The following is a 15,128-nucleotide window of genomic DNA, read 5'->3' as shown; positions in this document are numbered from 1 at the left end:
CCTATTGGGCAGGCGCCGCCCGCACCCACACCTTGTTGTCGTGAACCGGCGCACCGCCATAAGGCGCGGGCGCATCCGAGCCGGTCAGAACGTTGATGCCCTCGCCGCGCTCATGGGCGCTGTTGGGCCATATGCCTTCCGCGATCACCACGCCGCGCCGCACGCCTTCGAACAGCTTTGCATGCAGCACCACCTCGCCACGCATATTGCCGATCTCGACGCGGTCGTCGTCGGCCAGCCCGAACAGGGCCGCGTCCTGCGGATGGATCAAAAGCTGCGGCCTGACTTCCTTGGCGATGGAAACCGGCGTCTCGGCAAAGCTCGAATTGAGGAAATTCCGTGCCGGCGAGGTCGCCAGCCGGAACGGATGCGCCTCATCCGCCACCTCGATCAGATCGACATGGTCGGGGAATTCCGGCAGCAGGTGATGTGGCCCGAACACGCCCATCGACCTTGGCGGCCGGTTCGGCGCGCTCTGCCCAGTCCAGTTCGGTTTGAAATGGAACTTGCCGTCGGCATGACCAAAGCCGTTGATGTAGTGCGCCTCCTCGAAGGGCGGCTGCAAATCAGCCCACTTCTGCTCCTTGAAGGTGGCGAAACTGCCGAGCCCCTTCTTCTCCAGCATCACGTCGATATGCTGCTGCTCGGTCATGCCGAACCCCGGCATGTCGGCGACGCCCAGCCGCTTGGCCAGTTCCTCGATGACGAAATGATTGGTGCGCGGTCCTTCCGGCGGCTCGATCAGTTTTGGACCAAGCGTGACATGCTGGTTGCCGCCGCCCTTGTAGATGTCGTCATGCTCCAGAAACATCGTCGCCGGCAGCACCACATCGGCAAGCTTGGCCGTGTCGGTCATGAACTGCTCGTGCACGCAGGTGAACAAATCGTCGCGCAGGAAACCGCGCTTCACCAGCCGCTGCTCGGGCGCGACATTGGCGGGGTTGGTGTTCTGGATCAGCATCGCCGTCACCGGCGGCCCGCCATAAAGCGCGTCCGCGGCATTCGTCAGCACCGGCCCGATGCGCGAATGGTCGAGATAGCGGATTTTCGGATCGCGCAGCCGCGAACCTTCCAGCAGGTCGGTGTTGAATTTCAGCACGCCCGAATTGGAATGAAACGCCCCGCCGCCCTCATATTGCCAGCAACCGGTGACGGCGGCGATGCAGGACGCGGCGTGCATGTTGACCGAGCCGTTGCGCTGCCGCGAAAACCCGTAGCCAAGCCGAAAGAACGTCTTCTTCGTCGTGCCGACCAGCCGCGCGAACGCCTCGATCTCGGCGACCGGCAGGCCGGTGATCGCGGATGCCCATTCCGGCGTCCTGATCTCCAGATGCGCTTCCAGCCCCTTCGGATCGTCGGTGTATTTTTCGAGATAGGCGCGGTCGGCCATGCCTTCCCTAAACAGGATGTGCATGACGGCGCAGGCGAGTGCCGCGTCCGTGCCCGGCTTGACGATCAGGCCCATGTCGGCCTGCTTCATCGTCGCATTCTCGTAAACGTCGATGACGACGATTTTGGCCCCGCGGTCCTTGCGGGCGCGGATCGCGTGAGTCATCACGTTGACCTGCGTTACCACGGCATTGGTGCCCCAGATCACCACGCAGTCGGATTTCGCCATCTCGCGCGGGTCCGGACCGGCGAGCTTGCCAGTGCCCATCATCCAGCCGGTCCAGGCCAGATTGGTGCAGATCGAGCCGAAGAAGCCCGAGTATTTCTTCGCGTGGCGCAGCCGCTCGATGCCGTCGCGCTGCACCAGCCCCATCGTGCCGGCGTAAAAATACGGCCACACCGTTTCCGAGCCGTATTTTTCTTCCGCCCCGATAAATTTTTCGGCGACGAGATCGAGCGCCGCCTCCCAGCTTGCCTCTTTCCAGCCGCCCTCGCCCTTGGCCCCGGAACGGATCAGCGGCTTGAGCAACCGGTCGGGATGGTGGACGCGGTCGGCGTAACGCGCGACCTTGGCGCAGACGACGCCGGCCGTATAGCTGTTGGACTTCGCGCCATGCACGCGCCCGATGGTCCGCTCGTCGAGTAGTTCGACCTCAAGCGCGCAGGTGGACGGGCAATCGTGCGGGCAGGCCGAATGGCCGATGCGAAGCGGGGCGTGCTGGTTCATAGCCGCAAACTAGCGTGTTTCAGGCAGAGTTTGTAGGGCCACAAAAGCCCCCTACTCTGCCGTCCCCTCTTCATATTCAGCCGACATGGACAGCCAGCGCTCTTCATGACCCTTGACCTGCGCGGCAAGCTCGGACCGCTCCTTGGCAAGCCGCGTCGCCTTGATCGGGTCCTTTTCGTAGAGCGCCGGGTCGGCCAGTTCGTCCTCGATGGTGTCGGAGCGCTTGCGCAGCCGGTCCATCAGCGCTTCGGTGGCGCGGATTTCCTTGGCCAGCGGCTCCAGTGCGGCCCGGCGCGCGGCGGCCTCGCGGCGGCGGTCGGCCTTGGACGCCTTGTCCGCCTCGCGCTTGCCCCGGCGATCGCCGGAAACGCCCGTTACCAGCGTTTTGTAGTCCTCCAGATCGCCGTCATACGGGTGGACCGCGCCGTCCTTGACCAGCCACAGCCGGTCGGCCGTCGCCTCCAGCAAATGCCGGTCGTGCGAGATCAGGATCACCGCGCCGGGAAACTCGTTGAGCGCATGGATCAGCGATTCGCGGCTATCGATGTCGAGGTGGTTGGTCGGCTCGTCGAGGATGAATAGGTTCGGCCCGTCAAACGCCGCCAACCCCATCAGAAGCCGCGCCTTTTCGCCGCCCGACAGATCCTTGGCGGGCGTGTTCATCTTCTCGGTGGTCAGGCCGAACTGGGCGACCTTGCCGCGAACCTTCGATTCGGGCGCTTCCGGCATCATCCGCCGCACGTGTTCGTAGGCGTTTTCCTCCGGCCGCAGATCGTCCATCTGATGCTGCGCGAAAATCGCCACTTTCAGGCCGGGTGCGACCGTCACCGTGCCGGTTTCGGCCTTCAGCCGGCCGGCAAGCATCTTGGCGAATGTCGACTTGCCGTTGCCGTTTGCGCCCAAAAGCGCGATGCGGTCGTCCGCGTCGATGCGCAGCGTCATTTTCTTCAGGATCGGCTCGCCCGCCTTGTAACCGACATCGACCTTTTCCAGCGCGATGATCGGCGACGCCACGGTCTTGACCGGCTCGGGGAAGTGAAACGGCCGCACATGGTCGTCCACCAGCGCCGAAATCGGCTTCATCTTCTCCAGCGCCTTGATGCGCGACTGCGCCTGCCGGGCTTTTGAGGCCTTGGCGCGGAAACGGTCGACAAAGGCCTGCAGATGCTTGCGCGCCATGTCCTGCTTGACGCGGCCCTTTTCCTGCAACTCCCGCTGCTCGGTCAATTGCCGCTCGAACTGGTCGTAGCCGCCGCGCCAGAACGTCAGCTTCTGCTGGTCGAGATGGACGATGGAATTGACGGCACGGTTCAACAGGTCGCGGTCATGCGAGATGAGCAGCACGGTATGCGGATATTTCGCGACATAATTCTCCAGCCACAGCGTGCCTTCAAGGTCGAGATAGTTGGTCGGCTCGTCCAGCAGCAACAGGTCCGGCTCGGAAAACAGGACTGCGGCAAGCGCCACGCGCATGCGCCAGCCGCCCGAAAACGACGACGCCGGCCGCCGCTGCGCCTCGTCGTCAAAGCCGAGGCCGGCCAGAATGGTGGCCGCGCGCGATTCGGCCGAATGTGCATCGATATCGGCAAGCCGCATGTGGATATCGGCGATCCGGTTGGGATCGGTCGCCGTCTTTTCCTCTTCCAGAAGTGCTGTGCGTTCGACATCGGCCTTCAGCACGATCTCGATCAGCGGCTCCTCCGTGCCGGGCGCTTCCTGCGCCACCTGGCCGATGCGAGTCTGCTTCGGGATGCTGACAGAGCCGGTCTCGGACGACAGGTCGCCGGTGATGGCCTTGAACAGCGTGGTCTTGCCGGTGCCGTTGCGGCCGACAAGCCCCGCCTTCGCGCCCGCAGGCAGCGTTAGCGAGGCATGGTCGAGAAGCAGGCGCCCGGCGATACGGAGCGAAAGATCGTTGATGGTCAGCATGGCGGGGCTTTTGCACGGGACGCTGCCCGACCGCAAGCCCTCACGCGTACGCTCTGCCTTCTTCCGTCCTCTGGAAATAGCTGAGGTCGAGCGACACGGACGGCCTGCCGAGCACCGTCAGGATCATATGCGCCTGCCCGCGATGGTGGGTATGATGGTTGAAGAAATGCCCAAGCGCCGGCGAAAGTCGCTGCGAAATAGTGCGCATGTCGGTCGCTGTCATATAGGTGAAGCGGCCGGACAGCGCCTTGTCGTCCAACGTTTCGACCCACTCCACGATTCGCCGATCTTCCGCTTCGCGCGCCATCCTGAGAACGGAAAAAGCGCGGTGGAGAATGGCGTCCAGCTTTGCCGGCGCGTCGCCCTCGCCGGTAAAACGTTTCATCCAGATGCGGTCGGCCGTCAGAACATGGTTCAAGGTTCCCATCATCGAACCGAAGAACGCGCCCGTGTCACGGCTGAACTCTTCGTCATTGAGATCGGCGGCGGCATCGTAGATTCTGCTATTGGCCCACTGGTTGTAGGCCGCAAACATCATGAAATGGCGTTTCATCGGCAAAAGCGTCCCCCGTGTCGACGGCCTGAACTGGCCCCCTGAGCCGGGCCCTTGGCAATGGGCCGGCACGCTTGTATAGAGCCGCCACCCACCAATATCCAATCCAGAAGGACTTCCCATGGCGCTCGAACGCACCTTTTCTATGATCAAGCCGGACGCTACCCGGCGCAACCTCACCGGCGCCATCACCAAGATGCTGGAAGATGCCGGCCTGCGCGTCGTCGCATCGCGTCGCGTGTGGATGAGCCGCCGCGAGGCCGAAGGCTTTTACGCCGTCCACAAGGAACGCCCCTTCTTCGGCGAACTGGTGGAGTTCATGTCGTCCGCTCCGACAATCGTGCAGGTTCTGGAAGGCGAAAACGCCATTGCCAAGAACCGCGAAGTGATGGGCGCCACCAACCCGGCCAACGCCGACGAAGGCACCATCCGCAAGGTTCATGCCCTGTCGATCGGCGAGAACTCGGTGCACGGCTCGGATGCTCCCGAAACCGCTGCCGAAGAGATCAAATACTGGTTCTCGGACACCGAGGTCGTCGGCTGAATCTACATCTGACGCTTCAGGCGTAACCGCCTGTTCCAAAACAAAAAAGCCGGGGTGTACTGCCCCGGCTTTTTTGTTCTCGATAAGGGAGTTTCAGGGCGCCTTGAACCGCAGGACGGCGCGACCGTCCTTATCGGCAATGACCAGCCCGTCGGCATCGGCATTGTAGGACCCCGCCTTGGCAAAGGCTTCGAACAGCGCCGCGTCGGCCGCCATCAGTTCCGGCTCGCAGGCCATCTGGGTCGAGCCGGCCTGGCCGATGACCAGGGACGAAGCGTCGATCCTGGCGCTGGCGAAATAGCCGTTGCAAAAGCCCTTGCCGGTGATCGCGCCGGTCTGCTCGATACGGAAGGTGGCACGGCGCTCGGGCAATTTCTCTACCCCGTCCACCAGTTCGGCCACCCAATCCTTGCCGTAAATCGTCTGCGCTGTCGTAGGTTCGTCCTGCTGCGCCACTTTCCTGACCATCACGGTCTGCGCCTCCCGCGACAGCGGGTCGACCTGATGGCGCGTATCGGTGATGAACCAGAGCTTGTCATCAACGGTAATGCGCGCCTGCAAAGCGTAGCTCATATTGGTCTGGATGACGGACGGATCGAACTTGATCTCGAATTTGATCGGCACCTGGCCTGCTGGAACGATCTTCTGCTCGCCAAGGATGGCGGCAGGCGCATCGGCTCGCGAAACATCGGCAAGCTGCACCGAAAGCACCGCGTTCGGCGGCAGCGCGATCCGCTCGCGATACAGCACTTCGCCGCGCACGACTTGCTCGGTTGCACCAGAAACGCCCGGCACGGCAAGCATGCCGATGACAAGCGGCGTAAACCCGAAAATGAAGAGTTCAGCGATCCTGTCCAGCATGGATTATCAGCTCCTTTTCGGGGCCGACTTGACCCAAGGAATAAGGACAATCCATGGCGGCCGCTGGGCATTCTTCGGGTTTGAAGTAAATATCGATTAACGCTTCCAGCGGGCTGCGGCCTGCTCGTCGGATTCCTTGGCGTCCACCCAGCCGCCTTCGGACCCATCGACGCGGTGCTCCTTCTTCCAGAAAGGCGCGCGCGACTTGAGGAAATCCATGAGGAAGCTGGCGGCCTCGAATGCCGCATGCCGATGCGAAGACGCCGCCACCACCAGCACGATGTTCTCGCCGGGCTTGATCTTCCCATAGCGATGAATGGCGGTAAGCCCCTGCAATGCCCAGCGCTCAATCGCTTCATTGGCGATACGGCTGATTTCGGCATGGGCCATGCCCGGATAATGTTCGAGTTCCAGCGCGACAAGCGCGCCCGCCTCGTCGCGGCATAGGCCGGAGAAGGTAACGATGGCGCCGACATCTGTCCGCCCGGCAGTCAGCCTGGCGATCTCGGCGGTAATTTCGAAATCCTCCGCCTGGATACGCACCGTCGGCACGACCGCGCCCGGCATCTCAGCCACCGGTCATCGGCGGGAACAGCGCGATTTCGCGCGCGCCCGCGATTCTTTCGCGGTGGTCGACATGCTCCTGGTCGATCGCCACGCGGATCACGTCTGGATACTGCAGCGCGTTTTCATATTCCTCGCCGCGCGTTTTCAGCCAGCGCAACAGATCGGCGACGGTTTCGATGTCATTCGGCAGTTCGACTTCTTCTTCCGGCTTGCCGATCCGCTCGCGCACCCATGCGAAATAGATGAGTTTCACCGCAAAACCTACTCGTCGATGATGTGCTTGAGGCCGGCCCGGAAATAATCATAGCCCGTATAGAGCGTGACCAGAGCCGCCACCCACAAAAGCACGAGACCCGTCTGCGTGGTGTAGGGGAATATCTTGTCGCCGGCAGGGCCCGCGAGAAGAAAAGCGATGGAGACCATCTGGATGGCGGTCTTCCACTTGGCCAATTGCGTCACCGGCACGCTGACCTTCAACGCGGCCAGATATTCACGCAGGCCCGATACCAGGATTTCGCGGCACAGGATGATGATCGCCGCCCATAGCGACCAGCCGGCGATGCCGGCATGGCGGTCGGTGTCGGCCGCGAGCAACAGCAGGCAGGTGGACACCAGCAGCTTGTCGGCAATCGGATCGAGCATCCGGCCGATATTCGAGGTCTGCTTCCAAGCGCGTGCCAGATAACCGTCGAGATAATCGGTGATGCTTGCGATAACGAAAATGGCCAGCGCCGACCAGCGCGCGAAATCGCTCGACTTCAAATGGCCTTCCATGAAAAAGCACACCACCACCAGTGGCACCGCGACGATGCGGGCATAGGTGAGCATGTTGGGCAGATTGAATGCGGGCTTGGCCATGTCTTCAAAACTCTTTCTGTCACGGTACTCAAATCAGAAGGCGGCGGCAGGGGTCAACAGATGAAAATCGATCGGCCAGTTTAAATCGGCTCCAATCGGGCGGCTCCCACGAAAACGCCATCGGCATCGGCGGAAATGCCGCCCGTTTTATGAACAGCCCTCAATTTTCATGGAAATGATTATAGACGAGCTTTGCTATCCGCTCGGAAATGCCCTCAACCACCATCAAATCTTCGATTGCCGCCCGGCTGACCGCCTTGGCGGTGCCGAAATGCATGAGCAGAGCGCGCTTGCGGCCCGGCCCGATGCCGCTGATCTCGTCGAGCGGGTTTTTTACCAGTTCCTTCTTGCGGCGGGCGCGATGCGTGCCGATGGCAAAGCGATGCGCCTCGTCGCGCAGGCGCTGGACGAAATAAAGCACGGGATCGCGCACCGGCAGCGAAAATGAGGGTTTGCCGCGCACGAAAAACCGCTCGCGGCCGGCCTCACGATCCTGCCCCTTGGCAACGCCGATGGCAACGATGCGGTCTTCGATGCCGAGGTCCGACAGGATTTGCCGCACCGCCGTCATCTGGCCCTGCCCGCCGTCGATCAGGATCACATCGGGCCACGCCGGGAACCCCGTATCCCCGGCCGTTTCGTCATCGCCTGCCACTGCATCCGGAGCCACATCGCCATGCTCCTTGAGGAGCCGCGAAAAGCGACGCTCCATCACCTCGCGCATCATGCCGAAATCGTCGCCGGGGGTGATCTCGGTCGAACGAATGTTGAACTTCCGGTACTGGTTTTTCACGAAGCCTTCCGGCCCTGCGACGATCATCGCACCGACGGCATTGGTGCCCATGATGTGGGAATTGTCGTAGACCTCTATGCGCACCGGAGGCCGCTCCAGGCCAAACGTCTCCGCGAAACCGGCAAGCAGGCGGGTCTGCGTCGAGGTCTCGGCCAGCCGGCGGCCGAGTGCCTCGCGCGCGTTTTGCAGCGCATTGTCGGTCAGTTCCTTTTTCTCGCCGCGTTGCGGCACGGAAACAGTGACTTTGCGGCCCGCGCGGGTCGACAGCGCTTCGGCCAGCAACGCCTGTTCGGCAACTTCCTGCGAAAGCAGGACCATCCGCGGCGCCGGCTTGTCGTCGTAAAACTGCGCGATGAACGAGCCCAGCACCTCGGACGCCTCCATCGCGGGATCGGCCTTTGGAAAATAGGCGCGGTTGCCCCAGTTCTGGCCGGTGCGGAAGAAGAACACCTGGATGCCCACCTGCCCGCCTTCCTGGTGGATGGCGAATACGTCGGCCTCATCGACCGTATGCGGGTTGATGCCCTGGTGGCTTTGCACATGCGACAGCGCCGCCAGCCGGTCGCGATAGATGGCGGCGCGCTCGAAATCGAGTGCGTCCGACGCTTCCTGCATGGCGGCCGAAATTTCCGTCTTCACCTTCTGGCTGCGCCCGGAAAGGAAATCCTTGGCCTCGGCCACCAGTCCGGCATAGTCGCCATGCGAGATTTCGCCGGTACAAGGGGCTGCGCACCGTTTGATCTGAAACAGAAGGCAGGGGCGCGTGCGGTTTTCGTAGAACGAATCCGTGCAGCTTCGCAGCAGGAACGCCCGCTGCAGCGAATTGATGGTGCGTCCAACCGCCCCCGCAGAAGCAAACGGGCCGAAATAATCGCCTTTGCGCGAGCGCGCGCCGCGATGCTTGTAGATGCCGGGCGACGGATGATCGCCGGTGAGCAGAATATAGGGAAACGACTTGTCGTCCCGCATCAACACATTGAAGCGCGGCCGCAAGCGCTTGATTAGATTCGCCTCGAGCAGCAGCGCTTCGATCTCGGTGCGGGTGACGACAAACTCCATCGTCACCGTTTCGCGCACCATGCGGCCGATGCGGTTGGTGTGGAACCGCCCCTGCGCGTAATTGGTGACGCGCTTCTTCAGGCTGCGCGCCTTGCCGACATAAAGCACGTCGCCCGCCGCGTTCATCATGCGATAGACGCCGGGCGCATTGGGCAGTTGCTTGACCAGCGTCTGGATGACTTCGGCCCCGACCATGCCGTCGGCATCGCCGACATAGGACGACGACCAGTCTATCGCCGTAAAGGCCACGTCCGAGCCGACCGGCTCAACGGCGGCGGCGACATCGTCCTTTTCTAGGTCGATATCGGGAACGTCGTCGCTGGCACCCAGTCGGTGCGCCTTGTTATCGGGTGTATCGGAGTTCATCAGATTGTTGCCATGGCCAAGCGCTGGCCACGCTGCGGGCCGCTCGTTGCAGTTGCCGGGCAGGTACGATAGTCAATCCGCAGGGAGCGCACGATGGTCTCCGTTTCTTTCATGTCGGCAAGGCACTGGAGATGGACCGACTTGTACATGGTCAAACGCCTATACCAACCGCCGGGGGAACTGCGCCATATATGGGATGTTTCCACGACTTTCGCTGGTCTGGAAAGACTCACTGCCCGACATTACAGGCCCGCTTGCGCGATCAACAGCCCGGTCGGCACGCAGGCCCGCACGATGCTGACATATCCGCTGCCCGCGTTCGAACTGGATGCCTCGCGAAAACCGAATGGGGGCGAAGCCATCTTTAGTGTCAATGATTCAAGCGTCAGAGCCGTCGAGGGAGCAGAGCCTTTTGTCCATGGATGAACAGCAAAGGCCCGTATGTCTTGTCACCGGCGGGGCACGCCGGTTGGGCGCGGCGATTGCCGCCCATCTTAGCCCCCGTTTTGACCTGGCCATCCACTATCGTTCGTCCGGGGATGAAGCCGAGCAACTGGCCAGCCGATTGCGCGGCAAAGTCGGTGCCGTTCATCTGTTTGAAGCCGACCTCGGCGATGCCGTGCAAGTAGCCAGCCTGGTTCCGGACATCGTCCAGCGCATGGGCCGCCTCGATATGGTCGTGTGCAACGCCTCGCAGTTCGACTTCGATACGCCGTCGGATTTCTCCCCTGAAGCCGCCCAGCGGATTCTGGCTGTCAATCTGATTGCGCCGATGGTCCTTGGCCGCGACCTGGCGCTTCACGGCTCGCCGCAAGCCACACTCGTGCACATGCTGGATGGCAAGGTATTTTCGCTCAATCCGGACTATTTCAGCTACAGCCTGGCCAAAGTCGCGCTCAAAGGCGCTATCGAAATGCAGGCGATGCATTTTCGGCGCAAGGTCCGCGTCTGCGGGATCGCGCCCAGCGTCACCCTCCTCAGCGGCGACCAGTCGCCGGAGAATTTCGAGAAAAGCTGGCGTCACACGCTGACTGGCGAAGGCCCTACCCTTCAGGAAATCGGCGGCGCGGTCGAATTCATCTGGGACACCAAATCGCTCAACGGTTCGATCATCACGCTCGACGGCGGACAGCATTTGATGGGCTTGCAGCGCGACGTCGCTTTCATGGTGGATTGACGATGGAAATCACCGAACGAACGGTCATCGTGCGCGACCTTGAGCTGTCCATCAGCATCGGGGTGCATGCCCACGAAAGACAGGCGCCCCAGCGGCTCATCGTCAGCGTGGAAGCGACGATGAAAGGCCAGGGCTTCGCCATCGATGAGATCGCCGCCACGCTCGACTATGACCGGATCTGCGACTTCATCCGCTCGATCGCCGGCGAACGGCACGTCGAGTTGCAGGAAACGGTCGCCCGGCGCGTCCTTGCCTTTGTTCTTTCGCTTCCCGGAGCCGCCTCAGCCGTGGTGGAAACCCGAAAGCCGGACATATTCGACGATTGCGCTTTTGTCGGAGTGCGATTTTGCGGGCGCAACGCATAGCGATTAACGCCCCGAACGAGGCGTAAGAAAGCGTCAATAAATCGGGCGAGACTGTGGCAAAGGGCCTCGATCGGCTTGAAATTCAGCTTGCAGGCTCGCCGAAATGACGCCTGTATCCGGTGCATCCTAAGGGTTTGACCCGTTTTCTGTTGCCAATCGGCAACGCCCGATTTCTGCCTTATTGGCGCCTAGCAATGACCTGTTTTCAGGTTCGCTTCAGCCGCATTTCAGCACGACATTTGGAACCGATGAGCGGCCAGCCCGTTTCTCCTCCCGGACGAGTGGGGGCGCTCACGTCAAAAAGCCTGTGTACGTGGCTCAAGGAGTTACCAATATGAAAGCTAATCTCAAATTTGCGCGGCCGCTCGCGGCGGCCCTTGGGCTCATCGCCTTTGCCGGCGTTCCTGCTTTTGCAGCAGACGTCGTCTCGGAAGAGCCGCCGGCACCGATGCCCATCGCCGAACTGCCGATTGCCTCGTGGGCCGGTCCCTATGCCGGTATCAACCTCGGCTACGGCTTCAGCGGCCGCACCGATGACGGCGGCGACAGCTACAAGACCGACGGCTTCGTCGGCAGCGGTTTCGTCGGCTACAACTGGCAGATGGATAACTTCGTGTTCGGTGCCGAAGGTGAAGTCGGCTACAATGGCGTCAAGGGTAACGACGCGCTGACGGAATCCAAATCGGGCCTCGAGGGTTCACTTCGCGCCCGTCTCGGTTATGCCGTAACGCCTGAAATCCTGCTCTACGGCACGGCCGGCGGCGCGGCCCAGAGCCTGAAGGTATCGGATGCCCTCGGCAGCGACAAGAACACGATGGTTGGCTGGACGGCCGGCGTCGGTACCGACATCAAGCTGACGGACAATGTCTTCGGCCGTGTCGAATATCGTTACACCGATTACGGCAGCAAGGACTTCACCACGCCGCAGTTCGGCACGCGTAGCGTCGATTCGCGTGACAACCGCATCACCTTCGGCGTTGGTATGAAGTTCTAAGCCAAGCGCTCCACTTGGAGACGAAAGGCCGGGCTGAAAAGCCCGGCCTTTTTCATTGCGGTCAATTAGAGCATCGGGCCGAAGTGTTGAACTGGCCTTCCGCCCTACGCAGGCAGGAACGGCTTCAGTTCGGGGAATTTCTCGTCGAACCGCACGGCCCAGCGTGTCAGGCGGCTGCGGCCCTTTTCCCACTCGCCGGCAAAGCGCAGGCCCATATAGGCCAGGCAGGCGCGCAGCGCGATCTGCCCAACCGTTATCTTCTTCGGCAGCTTTGGCGGATTGGCGTTCAGCATGTCGAGGCTGGCCGAAATCTTGGTCCATTGCGCATCCAGCCATGGCTGGAAAACCATTTCTTCAGGCCGAAGCCGGCGCTCGTAGATGATCGACAGGGCGCAGTCGCAAATGCCATCGGCCAGCGCTTCAAGCACCTCGGCGTCGATGCGCTTGTCCGGATTGCGCGGGAACAGCGCGTTTTTCGAACTGCGGTTGAGGTACTGCGTAATGGCGCGGCTGTCGAACAGGCTGCGGCCATCGTCCAGCAACAGCGTCGGGATCTTGCCCAGCGGATTGGCGTCGATCAATTGCGCGGGCTGCTCGCTGGTCTTGACCGGCACGGCATCGATGGCGATCCCGGCATAGGCGGCCGCCATGCGCACCTTGGCGCTGTAAGGCGAAGCGGAGGCATAAAGCAGCTTGGGCATGTGACGTTCCTGTTATTGTGAAATGGGCCTGTTATTGCAAGATGAGCTTGTCCGTACGATACGCGATAGTGTCCGGCCATGAAAATTATCCACCGCGCACGGGCGGCATCACCACCTTGGCCTTGTGGCAAGAGCGCCGATCTACCTCGTCGCAGGCGCGAAAATCGAGATCCTTGGTCATGCAGATTCGCACCTCGCGCAAAAAGCGCCTGTCGCAGGTAACGGCTATGCCATCGGGCGGCAACCCGGCATTGGCGCGAAGGAACGCCACTTCCGCGTCTTCCGGCGAGAGCGTGCGGTAGGCATCCAGCCGTCGAAACTCGGCAGGCACGGCAACTTTCTCGCGCGCGGCGCGAAGCACGTCGAAATAATCGCTCTGGCTCAGCCCTGTGCAGCTTCCATGCTTTTGCCATTCATGCCGGATCAAGCCTGCCGACGGCATCAGGTCATAAAGCGCACGCAGGGTCTGACTGGTAATTTTCGGCTCGTCCGTCCCGCATTTTTGCGGATAGCCGCGCTCGTATTGCGGCCAAAGCCCATGCACGACGAAGGCATAGGGACGCCCGGACCCGCATTGCTGCCGGTTGGCGTCGCCGCCTTCCGCCTCGCAATAACTGGGCGACCAGGACAGCGACAAAACATAGAAATCAAAACCGGTACCTTGCGGCACACCGGGCTTTTTGCGCGGAGAGGTTGCTTCATTCCCCTGAACCGTGGCTGCGTCGGTTTGCGCCGAAGCGCCCTTCGCAACTTCACTCTCGTTTGCGTCGTTGCCGGCCGGTGCGCACGCCGCCAAGCCTAACACGGCCAACGCCAGCGCGGCCGACAATAATTTCCGGCCTCGCCCGGCCATCGGATTCGCCCGTTCAGCGCAGGACGCGGCAACGGCCGTTATAGACCATCCAGCGATCGAAGCCCGCGACGCAGAATTCGACATTGTCGCCGACCGACGCATAGCCCTGACCTTCCTCGATCAGGTACCAGATGGTGCGGTCATGACCGTTGGTCAGCGAAACGGTAGCGCCGCAATAGCGCCGCCCGATCGGCCAGTTGTCGCCGGACGGAAGGTAGCGATGCTGATGGATGCGGCTGAAGTCGCTAATGGCCACCTGCGGCAGGTTCGGCACATTGCGTACCTGATGATTGAACCGCCGGGTGATTTTGCTGAGCACCCAGGGCTGCCCGCAGACGCCAGAATCGCCATTGTCGACATAGCCCGGAAGATCGGCTGCAAAAACCGCCGGCGTGGCGGCAAGCGGAGCGCAGAAGCCGATCAGCGCTGCGAGAAAGGAAGTAGCAAAACGAGTCATCTTGATCTCTTTCGATGCAAGCGCGCACTGTGAGGATTCGCGCGGTTCCGGTCAAGCTGCCGCGAAATTTCGCCACCGCAACGTCAGGCGATTTCACCAGCCAGCCATTCAAGTCCCCAATGCGCCGGTTGTTCCACGACCAGCAGCTTGTGCAAGGCCGGCAACAGGGTGCGAAGCTCGTTTTCCAGCGTGAAAGGCGGGTTGACCACGACCATGCCGCTGCCGTGCAGGCTTGGAACCGGCGATTCCGGCGCGATTTCAAAGGTTACGTCGAGGATTTTCGCAATCCCCGACCTGGCCAGATTTCGGCGAAAGGCAGCGACGGCAGCGCGATCCTTGATCGGATACCACAGCGCATAGATGCCGCCCGGCCAGCGCTTGTACGCCCGCGCCAGCCCATCGATGAGGCGCTCGAACTCGCCCCCTTCCTCGAAAGGCGGATCGATCAGCACCAGGCCGCGCTTTTCCTTCGGTGGCAGATGGGCGCCGAGCGCCAGCCAGCCGTCCAGTTCCATCACCCGGGTCTGGAAATCCCCGTCGAATTGCGTCTTCAGCCTGGCCGCATCCTTGGGATGCAGTTCTATCGCCGAAAGCCGGTCCTGCTTGCGCAGCAAATGTCGCGCGATCAGCGGCGAGCCGGGGTAGCGCTTCATTGCGTTGCCGCCAACGGCCCGAACCGCCGCCAGATAAGGCGCGACCAGCGATGCCGCGTCGGCTTTCATGTCGGCGTCGATCAACCGGCCGATGCCGCCCTTCCACTCGCCGGTCTTTTGCGCCTCCTGCGAGGAAAGGTCGGTGAGACCCGTGCCGGCATGGGTATCGATGACGCGAAAGGCTTTTTCCTTCTGTTTCAGGTACTCGATCAGCCGCACCAGCACGATGTGCTTGACGACGTCGGCAAAGTTCCCGGCATGGTAGGCGTGGCGATAATTCAT

At 61.8% G+C, this 15,128-nt stretch carries 17 protein-coding genes; 4 read left to right on the top strand and 13 right to left on the bottom strand.

What is annotated here, in order from left to right:
* Position 1: 1 nt before the first annotated feature.
* The 3 genes from ACX3P0_RS01180 to ACX3P0_RS01170 are packed head-to-tail and all read right to left on the bottom strand — an operon-like array spanning position 2 to position 4,598.
* Positions 2-2,116 carry a molybdopterin oxidoreductase family protein gene (locus tag ACX3P0_RS01180; RefSeq protein ID WP_459085994.1) on the bottom strand — a complete coding sequence of 705 codons (2,115 nt, stop codon included), beginning with the start codon at positions 2,114-2,116 and terminating at the stop codon, positions 2-4.
* A 51-nt stretch (positions 2,117-2,167) separates the two neighbouring features.
* On the bottom strand, positions 2,168-4,045 hold the full coding sequence (locus tag ACX3P0_RS01175; protein WP_459085992.1) for an ABC-F family ATP-binding cassette domain-containing protein: 1,878 nt from the start codon (positions 4,043-4,045) through the stop codon (positions 2,168-2,170).
* A gap of 40 nt (positions 4,046-4,085) precedes the next feature.
* Entirely contained in the window at positions 4,086-4,598 is a 513-nt protein-coding gene (locus ACX3P0_RS01170; protein ID WP_459085991.1) for a DinB family protein, read from the bottom strand.
* Positions 4,599-4,719: 121 nt separating this feature from the next.
* Between ACX3P0_RS01170 and ndk the strand changes: the two genes are divergently transcribed.
* On the top strand, positions 4,720-5,142 hold the full coding sequence (gene ndk / locus ACX3P0_RS01165; RefSeq protein ID WP_459085989.1) for a nucleoside-diphosphate kinase: 423 nt from the start codon (positions 4,720-4,722) through the stop codon (positions 5,140-5,142).
* 93 nt (positions 5,143-5,235) lie between these two features.
* Here the strand turns inward: ndk and ACX3P0_RS01160 are convergent, their stop codons facing one another.
* The 6 genes from ACX3P0_RS01160 to ACX3P0_RS01135 all read right to left on the bottom strand — a co-directional run bounded on the left by ACX3P0_RS01160 (position 5,236) and on the right by ACX3P0_RS01135 (position 9,795).
* Complete coding sequence (locus ACX3P0_RS01160) at positions 5,236-6,003, bottom strand: YbaY family lipoprotein (protein WP_459085987.1); 768 nt, start codon at positions 6,001-6,003, stop codon at positions 5,236-5,238.
* Between the two features lie 96 nt (positions 6,004-6,099).
* Positions 6,100-6,570 (bottom strand): molybdenum cofactor biosynthesis protein MoaE, encoded by a 471-nt coding sequence (locus ACX3P0_RS01155; RefSeq protein ID WP_459086840.1) that lies wholly within the window; start codon positions 6,568-6,570, stop codon positions 6,100-6,102.
* A 1-nt stretch (position 6,571) separates the two neighbouring features.
* On the bottom strand, positions 6,572-6,823 hold the full coding sequence (gene moaD, locus ACX3P0_RS01150; protein WP_459085986.1) for a molybdopterin converting factor subunit 1: 252 nt from the start codon (positions 6,821-6,823) through the stop codon (positions 6,572-6,574).
* 8 nt (positions 6,824-6,831) lie between these two features.
* Positions 6,832-7,428: a CDP-diacylglycerol--glycerol-3-phosphate 3-phosphatidyltransferase gene (gene pgsA, locus ACX3P0_RS01145; protein ID WP_459085984.1), complete on the bottom strand. Its 597-nt coding sequence runs from the start codon at positions 7,426-7,428 to the stop codon at positions 6,832-6,834.
* Between the two features lie 160 nt (positions 7,429-7,588).
* Complete coding sequence (uvrC, locus tag ACX3P0_RS01140; protein WP_459085982.1) at positions 7,589-9,646, bottom strand: excinuclease ABC subunit UvrC; 2,058 nt, start codon at positions 9,644-9,646, stop codon at positions 7,589-7,591.
* Positions 9,646-9,795 (bottom strand): hypothetical protein, encoded by a 150-nt coding sequence (locus ACX3P0_RS01135; RefSeq protein WP_459085980.1) that lies wholly within the window; start codon positions 9,793-9,795, stop codon positions 9,646-9,648. Before ACX3P0_RS01135 ends, uvrC begins: the two co-directional genes overlap by 1 nt.
* A gap of 269 nt (positions 9,796-10,064) precedes the next feature.
* Between ACX3P0_RS01135 and ACX3P0_RS01130 the strand changes: the two genes are divergently transcribed.
* From ACX3P0_RS01130 to ACX3P0_RS01120, 3 genes are all read left to right on the top strand, one after another.
* Positions 10,065-10,823, top strand: coding sequence for an SDR family NAD(P)-dependent oxidoreductase (locus tag ACX3P0_RS01130; protein ID WP_459085978.1), 759 nt, complete (start codon positions 10,065-10,067; stop codon positions 10,821-10,823).
* Positions 10,824-10,825: 2 nt separating this feature from the next.
* The gene (locus tag ACX3P0_RS01125; RefSeq protein ID WP_459079628.1) at positions 10,826-11,188 is read left to right on the top strand and encodes a dihydroneopterin aldolase; all 363 of its coding nucleotides are present in this window, start codon (positions 10,826-10,828) and stop codon (positions 11,186-11,188) included.
* Positions 11,189-11,522: 334 nt separating this feature from the next.
* Positions 11,523-12,182 carry an outer membrane protein gene (locus tag ACX3P0_RS01120; RefSeq protein ID WP_459085976.1) on the top strand — a complete coding sequence of 220 codons (660 nt, stop codon included), beginning with the start codon at positions 11,523-11,525 and terminating at the stop codon, positions 12,180-12,182.
* A gap of 104 nt (positions 12,183-12,286) precedes the next feature.
* Here ACX3P0_RS01120 and ACX3P0_RS01115 read toward each other — a convergent pair whose 3' ends face one another.
* The 4 genes from ACX3P0_RS01115 to ACX3P0_RS01100 form a co-directional block, all read right to left on the bottom strand.
* Positions 12,287-12,883 carry a glutathione S-transferase gene (locus tag ACX3P0_RS01115; RefSeq protein WP_459085975.1) on the bottom strand — a complete coding sequence of 199 codons (597 nt, stop codon included), beginning with the start codon at positions 12,881-12,883 and terminating at the stop codon, positions 12,287-12,289.
* Between the two features lie 85 nt (positions 12,884-12,968).
* Complete coding sequence (locus ACX3P0_RS01110; protein ID WP_459085973.1) at positions 12,969-13,736, bottom strand: ribonuclease T2 family protein; 768 nt, start codon at positions 13,734-13,736, stop codon at positions 12,969-12,971.
* 13 nt (positions 13,737-13,749) lie between these two features.
* Positions 13,750-14,193: a hypothetical protein gene (locus ACX3P0_RS01105; RefSeq protein WP_459085971.1), complete on the bottom strand. Its 444-nt coding sequence runs from the start codon at positions 14,191-14,193 to the stop codon at positions 13,750-13,752.
* An 83-nt stretch (positions 14,194-14,276) separates the two neighbouring features.
* The gene (locus tag ACX3P0_RS01100) at positions 14,277-15,128 is read right to left on the bottom strand and encodes a 23S rRNA (adenine(2030)-N(6))-methyltransferase RlmJ (protein WP_459085969.1); all 852 of its coding nucleotides are present in this window, start codon (positions 15,126-15,128) and stop codon (positions 14,277-14,279) included.

Source organism: Mesorhizobium sp. A556 (genome assembly GCF_054489545.1).
Note: the sequence above shows the minus strand (reverse complement) of the source record. Positions and strands in the feature narration are given on the sequence as shown.